Genomic DNA, 6649 nt, shown 5'->3' with positions numbered 1-6649 from the left:
ATGCATTTCGCACATAAAAAACCCGGTCACAAAAGTGATCCGGATCCTTTACGATTGCTTGCCAGCTATGTTATAAATCTTTCTTTTTATGAAGAAAAATTTAATTGATCTATCTTAAAAACAACATTTCCCTGTACTTAGGCAGTAACCAATGAGAATCATCAACCAGTAATTCTAACTTATCAACATGGTAGCGGATTGTATCAAAGTACTTGCCTTTAATGTTATCGCAGTAGGCTATTGCTTTTTCCCGGGTATCCGTTATTTTATTCGCCGTTTTTCTTTCTTCAATCATGCTTCTTACACCTGTACTCATGGCATTGATATGGTTACTGATTTCGCCCAAAATACTTAACTGGTTTGAGTAAGAAGCTTCATCAAGCCCAGCCGCTTTTAACCCGTTAATATTTGTAATCAAAATATTCTGATATTTAACAGCAGAAGGTAAAATCAGTGAGGTAGCCAGTTCGCCCATTGTTCTTGCTTCAATCTGTACTTTTTTAATGTACGCTTCCAGCATAATTTCGTGGCGGGCTTCTAATTCAGCATGTGTGTATATTTCATTGCTTGCAAACAGGTGTTTTGATAAATCTGTCAGGTATGCATCTAAAGCCAGTGGTGTAGTTTTTATATTGGGCAACCCTCTTTTTTCTGCTTCAACTGCCCATTCTTCGCTATAGCCATCTCCTTCAAATAAAACTGTTTTACTTTCAACAATATATTTTTGAATTACCTGCATAATGGCAATTTCTTTCTTATCTCCTTTTTCAATATGCGCATCAACATCTTTTTTAAATTGCTTTAATGTTTCAGCAACAATTGAATTTAAAACGGTCATCGCATTGGCACAATTGGCTGCAGAACCTACCGCACGAAACTCGAACTTATTACCTGTAAAGGCAAAAGGAGAAGTACGGTTTCTGTCGGTGTTATCCAGCATTAGTTCCGGAATGGTTTTATGAATATCCAGCTTTAGCATTGCTTCGTCCTGTTCATCAAACTTACCACCCACGCGAGTTTCAACCTGGTTCAAAACTTCTGTAAGGTATTTACCAATAAATATGGAAATGATTGCCGGAGGTGCTTCGTTGGCTCCAAGACGGTGATCGTTTCCTGCGCTTGCAATAGATGCTCTTAACAAACCTGCATAATCGTGAACTGCTTTGATAGTATTAACAAAGAAAGTTAAAAACATCAGGTTGGTTTTGGGAGTTTTACCGGGTGCCAGTAGGTTAACGCCGGTATCTGTAGCAATACTCCAGTTATTGTGTTTACCGCTTCCATTAATGCCGGCAAAAGGTTTTTCGTGTAATAATACAATTAAACTATGACGCTTGGCTACCCTTGTCATCACGTCCATTAATAAGGTATTGTGATCTACCGCTAAGTTGGCTTCCTCATATATAGGAGCACATTCAAACTGAGAAGGTGCTACTTCATTGTGCCTTGTACGTAAAGGAATACCCAGTTTATAGGCTTCCTGTTCGTAATCTCTCATAAAAGCGTAGATCCTTTCAGGGATAGCGCCAAAATAATGATCTTCCAGTTGTTGTCCCTTGGCAGGTGCATGTCCAAAAACGGTACGACCTGTCATTACAATATCAGGGCGGGCATTTACCATGGCTGCATCAATTACAAAATATTCCTGTTCCCAGCCTAATGTTGCGGTTACTTTCGTAACGTTTTTATCAAAATACTGGCAAACATCAACTGCGGCCTTATCCAATGCAACCAATGCTTTTATTAATGGTGTTTTTGCATCTAAACTTTCGCCGGTATAACTTACAAAAATGGTAGGAATACACAATGTTTTACCATTGCCTATTTCCATAATAAATGGTGGTGAAGATGGATCCCAGGCAGTATAACCCCGGGCTTCAAAAGTTGCCCTTAAGCCGCCGGATGGAAAAGAAGATGCGTCTGGTTCCTGCTGTATTAAGGCAGCACCTTCAAACTCTTCAATAGGTGTACCATCTCCTTTTAAAGTAAAAAACGAATCATGCTTTTCGGCAGAAAGATCGGTTAACGGCTGAAACCAGTGCGTATAATGAGTAACGCCTTTACTTTCGGCCCAGGCCCTTAAGCCATTCGCAATCTGGCTGCCCATATTGCGATCAATTTTTTTACCGCTTTTTATTGAAGCCAATAAACTTTTGTATGCTTCATCACTCAAAAACTGACGGGCAGTTTTATGAGTAAATACATTTTCACCGAAGATTCCCGTAATTTTTGTAGATGCTTTTACGGCAACACTTTGGTTCGTTGACAAATTGTCAATTGCCTTAAAACGAAGTGATTGCATTGTTTTTTAGATTTAGAACTTGCAAAATAGTCTTTAAATTCTAAATAAATCAAATAATTCTTACATTTTTTAGATTTTTTACCTAAAAATAGTTAAAATGTAAATATGGCATTATTTTTTCATGTTAAAAATGGCTTTCACATTAATCCAACGAATACTGCAAATAATTGGAGTGAGAATAAAAGGAAGAAAAATGGAACGGTAGCGAACAATGGCCCCAATAACCGGAACAGTATAGCCTATGATAAGTAAAACAGTGAAGCTAAAAAAGTATCCGAAAATAATAAATGGGTCTGTTGTTGTTTTTTTATTTCTGTAAAAAATAAACAGTACCAATAGTAATTGATAACAAAATAATTCTACGACTAGCGGTAATAACGAACGGGATCGTTTACTATCGGTAAATAGAGGCCTCAATAAACTGTGATTAATTGCCTGGGGAGCATTGTGCACAAAACTTTTAAAAGCAGGCAGCAAAGTATCTGTTGCTATGTAAGTTGCGGAAGTTGTAAGATGGTTAAAAGCCACTTGCTTGTTTACCAGTTTATTGGGTAAATTTAAACCGGCTGAAACTAACCCTACATTAAAAAAAATGATTATTCCTGTTACATAAGTTATAAAAAAGGTCAGCAACGGAGGATACTTTTTGACCACACATACTATCCAGGCAAAGGCTGCGGGCAAAAATGCCAGTAAAACATAATTGCGCTGTAAAAACATAAAACCTAATGCCAATAATATATATATACTTCTTTTTATGGTAAATCCCGATGTATTTAAAGCCACATAAATATTATAAACTGCAATGCCAATTGCGGCCAGAATTACACCGTCTTTGTGAATGGTGCTGCTAAAAAATATTAAAGAAGGCAATAAAAAACAGGTACCTGTCAGCAGGTACTTGTTGCCGGGATAAATGTAATTATAAACCCGGTACAAACCAATGGCTCCAAAGAAAATAACCGCATTGTAAAAAATTACATTTACATAATAATTGCCAAAACTAAAAATATCGCAGATGGATAAAAATTTTATGAGGAGGTTACCGGTTAAATCATTCCAGTAAGAATTGGTTGAGCTAAACAAGCCACCATAGCCGGTATCGTAGTTAGACTGAAATAAATTAGTAAAATATTCTTTAGGATGGTTAAAGAGTAAATGGTATTCTATTATCCCTTCCCTGTGAAATACAATGGTATCGGGTAAACTGCTCATCCGCAGCAGTATCCATGCGTGCACACATCCAGTAAGCACTTTTAATAAAAATAAAGCGATAATAATTCTGGAAGAAAGACCAGCATCCATCACAAACCGGCTTTTGGTAAGCAGCCATGAAAAAAGTACTCCATACATTAAAAATAAAACATAGCTCAACCCATATATTTTTTAATGTGGGAAGTTAGTTAAAATAATAAATATTTATTGTAAGCTGAAAAAGAAATACTGGTTGTACTTTTGCGCTTTCTCAAACAATTATGGAAATAACAGTTTCAACCGCCAACGAACTTCGCCTTACAGCAGAAGAATTTGAACTGATCAAACAAAAGATCGGTCGCACTCCTAACTTTAATGAGCTATGTTGCTTCAGCGCCATGTGGAGCGAACACTGTAGTTATAAAAACTCTATCAAGTGGTTAAAAACACTTCCCCGCGATGGAGAAAAGATGCTGGTTAAAGCCGGTGAAGAAAATGCAGGCCTCATGGATATTGGTGATGGCTACGGCGTGGTTTTTAAAATTGAAAGTCACAACCACCCTAGTGCCATTGAACCTTTCCAGGGTGCAGCAACGGGTGTTGGTGGCATACATCGGGATATTTTTACCATGGGAGCACGGCCAATCGCCTCCTTAAATTCACTTAGGTTTGGAAATTTAGCCGAAGCAAAAACACAACACTTACTAGCAGGCGTGGTGCATGGCATTGGCCATTATGGCAACTGCTTTGGGGTACCAACAGTTGGGGGCGAAATATATTTCGAAGACTGCTATCATACCAACCCATTGGTGAATGCGATGAGCGTAGGCATCCTAAAAAACGGAAGTACAATTTCTGCTACTGCGGAAGGAAAAGGCAATCCTGTTTTTTTTGTTGGAAGTGCTACTGGTAAGGATGGTATTGGCGGAGCCTCCTTTGCTTCGGCAAATATTACCGCTGATAGTGCAGAAGATTTACCCGCTGTTCAGGTAGGTGATCCTTTTCAGGAAAAGAAATTATTGGAAGCTTGTCTGGAAGTAATTAAAACAGGTGCTATTGTAGGTATGCAGGATATGGGTGCTGCCGGCATTATTTGCTCTACTGCCGAAATGAGTGCCAAAGGAAATTCGGGCATGCGGATAGATTTAGACAAAGTACCCATGCGCCAGCAAAACATGAAAACATGGGAACTACTTTTAAGCGAAAGCCAGGAACGTATGCTGATGGTAGTGCAAAAAGGTAAAGAAGCCGCGGTGCTGGAAGTATTTGAAAAATGGGATCTTCCCTGTAGTGAAATTGGTGAGGTAACGGATGATGGCTTGCTGAAGTTTTATATGGATGGAAAACTCGAAGCCGAATTGCCTGCGCACGAATTAGTATTGGGAGGCGGAGCACCGCAATACGAGAGAGAATACCAGGAACCAGCATACCTGCAAAAAATAAAAGCTTTTGATAGCAGTTCAATTGAGGTTCCGGCCGATTTAAAAGCGATAGCCGGGCAACTGATTCAAATTCCGAACATTGCAAGCAAACGGTGGATTTACACTCAATACGACAGCATGGTGGGAGCAGGAACGGCAAGTACCAATGCCCCAAGTGATGCAGCCATTGTATTAGCAAAACCTACCAACAAAGCACTGGCTTTAACAACAGATTGCAACAGCAGGTACACTTTTGCTGATCCTTATAAAGGTGCCATGATTGCAGTGGCAGAAGCTGCCAGAAATATTGTGTGTAGTGGTGGCCAGCCATTGGGTGTAACCAACTGCCTCAACTTTGGCAATCCGTATAATCCAGAAGTATATTACCAGTTTGTACATGCTATTAAAGGAATGGGAGCAGCCTGCGTAAAATTTAATACACCTGTAACTGGTGGCAATGTAAGTTTTTATAACCAGTCGCCCGAAGGGCCGGTATACCCTACTCCTACCATTGGTATGGTGGGAATATTGGATAATGTGAATGATAAAATGACGATGGATTTTAAACAGCCTGGTGATGCTATTTATTTGATAGGTGTTAGCAGGAATGATATTAACTCTTCAGAATACCTGCATAAAATACATGGAGTTGAATTTAGTCCGGCTCCCCATTTTGAGCTGGAGGAAGAGTTTGCTTTACAACAGGTAATTCAACAAGTTATAAAGGAAAAATTGATAGCTTCTGCACACGATGTTAGTGAAGGTGGATTGTTTGTAACCCTTACTGAAAGCGGATTTAATAATGATCTTGGTTATAGTATTGCTACTAATAATAACATTCGTAAAGATGCATATCTTTTTGGAGAAGCGCAAAGCCGGGTGGTGATTTCTGTAACAAAGGAAAAGGCTGCCGCTGTAGAAAATATTCTTGCCGGATCGTCTGTTTCTTTTGAAAAATGTGGAACAGTAACAGATGGAAAAATATCCATTGACGGAGAAGATTGGGGCAGCATTACCGGCTGGAAAAATAACTACGACAACGCCATTGGCAAACTGTTAGCCGGGCATGAAAGTGAGCAGGCTTTAACCGCTTTATAAAAATAGTATCATGAGCAAAAAAATTGCCATCATTGGTGGAGGAAATCTTGGAACTGCCATTGCAGAGGGCTTAATAAAAAGCAAGTTCTGTAAAGCAACCGATATTACCGTTACCAAAAGAAATATTACTACCTTAAAAGAACTGGCCGGTAAGGGTGTAACGGTTACCTGCGATAATGCGGCGGCGGTGCGTAGCAGTGACCTGGTAATTTTAGCCATTAAACCTTTTCAGGTAAGTGATGTGGTAAATGGTTTTAAAAAAGAATTAACAGCAAAACATATCCTGGTTTCAGTTGTAACCGGTGTACTTATTAGTGATATTGAAAGTATCATCAAAAAGAAATTACCCGTTTTTAGGGCAATGCCCAATACTGCCATTGCCATCCAGGAAAGCATGACCTGTATTGGCGTTACCAACGCTTCGGAAGCACAAACTACCTATGTAAAAGATCTCTTTTCAACCTTAGGTAAAGTCACCATGATAGATGAAAAATTAATGGATGCCGCCACCGTGCTGGGCGCCTGTGGAACTGCCTTTGCCATGCGCTACATACGAGCCAATATACAAGGTGGTATTGAAATTGGTTTTGATGCGGTAACCGCCAATTTAATTGCAGCACAAACGGTAAAAGGT

General features: G+C 39.3%; 4 protein-coding genes. 2 read left to right on the top strand and 2 right to left on the bottom strand.

What is annotated here, in order from left to right:
* Positions 1-109: 109 nt before the first annotated feature.
* Positions 110-2302 carry a glutamine synthetase III gene (locus H7254_RS12595; protein WP_301933303.1) on the bottom strand — a complete coding sequence of 731 codons (2193 nt, stop codon included), beginning with the start codon at positions 2300-2302 and terminating at the stop codon, positions 110-112.
* A 111-nt stretch (positions 2303-2413) separates the two neighbouring features.
* Positions 2414-3676 carry a hypothetical protein gene (locus H7254_RS12590; protein WP_301933302.1) on the bottom strand — a complete coding sequence of 421 codons (1263 nt, stop codon included), beginning with the start codon at positions 3674-3676 and terminating at the stop codon, positions 2414-2416.
* A 101-nt stretch (positions 3677-3777) separates the two neighbouring features.
* Here H7254_RS12590 and purL point away from each other — a divergent pair, with 101 nt between their 5' ends.
* Positions 3778-6015 (top strand): phosphoribosylformylglycinamidine synthase subunit PurL, encoded by a 2238-nt coding sequence (gene purL / locus H7254_RS12585; RefSeq protein WP_301933301.1) that lies wholly within the window; start codon positions 3778-3780, stop codon positions 6013-6015.
* Between the two features lie 10 nt (positions 6016-6025).
* Positions 6026-6649, top strand: a 624-nt coding sequence (locus H7254_RS12580; protein WP_301933300.1) for a pyrroline-5-carboxylate reductase, incomplete at its 3' end; no start/stop codon positions are given.

The organism is Ferruginibacter sp. (assembly GCF_014377975.1).
In the GTDB taxonomy this organism is placed as follows: Bacteria; Bacteroidota; Bacteroidia; order Chitinophagales; family Chitinophagaceae; genus Ferruginibacter.
Note: the sequence above shows the minus strand (reverse complement) of the source record. Positions and strands in the feature narration are given on the sequence as shown.

What these genes read in the sequence shown, in the direction of transcription:
- purL (WP_301933301.1), top strand. Translation starts at nt 3,778, where the DNA reads ATGGAAATAACAGTTTCAACCGCCAACGAACTTCGCCTTACAGCAGAA.
- H7254_RS12595 (WP_301933303.1), bottom strand. Translation starts at nt 2,302, where the DNA reads ATGCAATCACTTCGTTTTAAGGCAATTGACAATTTGTCAACGAACCAA.